This window comes from Lutibacter sp., from assembly GCF_013139515.1.
GTDB lineage: Bacteria > Bacteroidota > Bacteroidia > Flavobacteriales > Flavobacteriaceae > Lutibacter.
Genome location: NZ_WTAR01000140.1, coordinates 1 through 2,641, shown reverse-complemented (window position 1 = coordinate 2,641; position 2,641 = coordinate 1). Strand labels below are relative to the sequence as shown.

General features: G+C 31.9%; 4 protein-coding genes. All 4 read right to left on the bottom strand.

The genetic code is table 11. From position 1 onward, the window contains the following. On the bottom strand, positions 1-260 hold a 260-nt coding region (locus GQ540_RS12285), incomplete at its 3' end, for an AAA family ATPase (protein ID WP_291801515.1). Between the two features lie 5 nt (positions 261-265). Next, positions 266-982, bottom strand: coding sequence for an SCO family protein (locus GQ540_RS12280; RefSeq protein ID WP_291801513.1), 717 nt, complete (start codon positions 980-982; stop codon positions 266-268). Then, entirely contained in the window at positions 983-1,723 is a 741-nt protein-coding gene (locus GQ540_RS12275; protein ID WP_291801517.1) for a formylglycine-generating enzyme family protein, read from the bottom strand. A gap of 45 nt (positions 1,724-1,768) precedes the next feature. Further along, positions 1,769-2,641: c-type cytochrome (locus GQ540_RS12270; RefSeq protein WP_291801510.1), on the bottom strand; the 873-nt coding region annotated here is incomplete at its 5' end.

Below are 2,641 nucleotides of genomic sequence, written 5' to 3'. Positions count from 1 at the left end.
GTTGTTAAAGGACCATCTAACCAAATTGTTTCGGCTCCTTTAATAATATAACGCCCAATTAAATCTGTTGAAGAAGTTTCTTCATGGCAAGAAATGGTAATTAGTTTTTTATTTAATTTATGAGCCATAAACTCAATAAATCTAGATTTACCAGTACCAGTTGGTCCTTTTAATAAAAACGGAATTTTATTTTTATAGGATTGTTCAAATACTTCAATTTCTTTTCCAATTGAATGATAATATGGTGCTTGCTTACTCATACTTATTACTTGTTTACAGTTTCAACAATTTTAATAATTGTTTCTTTATTATCAACTCCTAACCCTTCTTGTTGATGAACCAACTCACCATGCGGGTTAAACACACTTATAATATTTGAATGTGAAAAATCCAAAGGTGAAATTTGTTTGTATTTAACAGCTAGTACATTTGCAAATTCTCTAACACTACTTATGTCTCCCTGCAAGAAAGTCCATTGTTCATCATCCATGAAATTTTCAATGGCAAATTCTTTTAATCTTGCTGGCGTATCTGTTTCTGGATCAATACTTACTAACACAAAATTAATATCTTTTAAAAGGTTTTTATGAATTTTAGATTCAATACTACGCATATCTGCTACCAATCTTGGGCAAGCTGCTTTACAAGTAGTATAAATCATTACCATTACTAATGTTTTTCCTTTTAAATCTTTCAATTCAATTTCTTTTCCTTCTTCCGTATTCCATTTTGAAGTTAAATTAAAAATAGAAGTTTCTGAAATTTCATCAGTTGATTTATTTTTTTTTAGTTGATCTGCAATAGGTTTTAAATCCATTTTACAAACACTACAACTGGCAGGTTCATTAAATGTCTTTTCCCCTTCACATTTCATAGGACATTGATAGGCAATTGCTTTATCTTTGTTAGGTTGCCCTGTATTACATGCTGCTAAAGTTAAAATTGCAACAAGTAGCAATGTTATATATTTTATGTTTTTCATTTAATTTGTAATTTTATCTTTCACACATCTAAAACCTAAGTTTCTCATCGTGTATTTTGCCTTAACACTTCCACGAATTGCGTAACGCATAAAAGCCGCATAGTTCATTAAATCGGTTGCGCCTATGGCTGCACTTCCACAAAATAGGTTACTATCATTATCTACATCTTTTCTTGATTCTCCAGATACCAGCACCGAATTAAAATCGGAAGTCCATTCCCAAACTAATCCGTGTAAATCATAAACTCCCCAATAGTTTTTGAATGTTGAACCAATTTCATTATTGAATGTTTTTGGTTTCTCGTACCAAGATAAAATAAATTCGTTATATGTTTTTAATGTACGTGCATCTGGAAGTTTCTCATTTGCCATTGCTACATATTCCCATTCATCAACGGTTGGCAACCTTTTTCCTTGACATTCACAATAATCATTTGCTACAAACCAAGAAATATTGGTAATTGGAGCTTTTAAAGATTGAGTAGTGCTTAAAATTGTATCTGATTTCCAAGAATAAAGGTAATTCTCATCAGCAAAAAGCCGAATAATTTTTGACTTTTTCCATTTTGAATTGTTTTTAACAAATGCTAAAAATTCTTCATTAGTAACTGGATATACATCCATCTCAAAGTCTGAAATTGTTACTTGTAAGGAGTCTCTACCATAAAGTGGCGTATAAGTTCCTCCTTTTATAGTAACCATTTTAGACTGACAATTTGCATTGACAGCCATAAGAAGCATGGTGCAAATTGTCAATCTTAAAATAGTTTTCATTGGTATTAAATTTTAGTGACCGCTTTTAACTTCATCAACCATATTGGTAGTAACATTTGTTTTGTTGTTATCCCAAGAGTTGTATATGTAAGTTAATACATCAGCAACTTCATCGCTAGTTAATGTTTGCTTTGTCATAATACTATTGTACTTTTCTCCATTAACTGTAATTTCACCAGTTTTACCATTTAGTACAATATCAATAGCTCTTTTTACATCAGCATTTAAATAATCTGATTTTGCTAAAGGAGGAAATGCACTAGCAATACCTTCTCCATTTGCTTGATGACAAGCGAAACAAGTTTTCGTATAGATGTTTTTACCTGATGCTATTTTCTCTTCCAATGTTTTATTTTTTCTAACAGCTACTTTTTTAGAATCATCAGTAGGCATCTCTTGAATTGTTCCTCCTTCTGGATTGTAAATACCTTCTTGCTTAACTCCTGAATATAATTTCTTATCTTCTTCACCTTTAACTTTCAACATTCCTAAAGCTCCTTTGTTGAATGCTCTAAAGATAGAGTGATCTACAATAATAAATGTCCCTGGAACATCTACTTTAAACTCAACAATTGCAGCTCCACCTGCAGGAATTAATGTAGTTTGTACATTCTCATTAATCATAGAACCACCTTCAACATTTACTTTGTCAAATATTTCGCCAATTACGTGAAAAGAAGAAACTAAGTTAGGTCCACCATTACCAACATATAAACGTACCGTTTCACCTACATTTGCTGTAATTGCATTGTCACCTGTTAAAGAACCCATTCTACCGTTAAACACAACATAGTCTGCTTGCTCTGCAACGGCTTTTGTCATATCAAAAGGTTGTAACCCTGGTGCTCCGGTTGCTCCTTTTGTATAGAAGTCTCCTTGCATAAT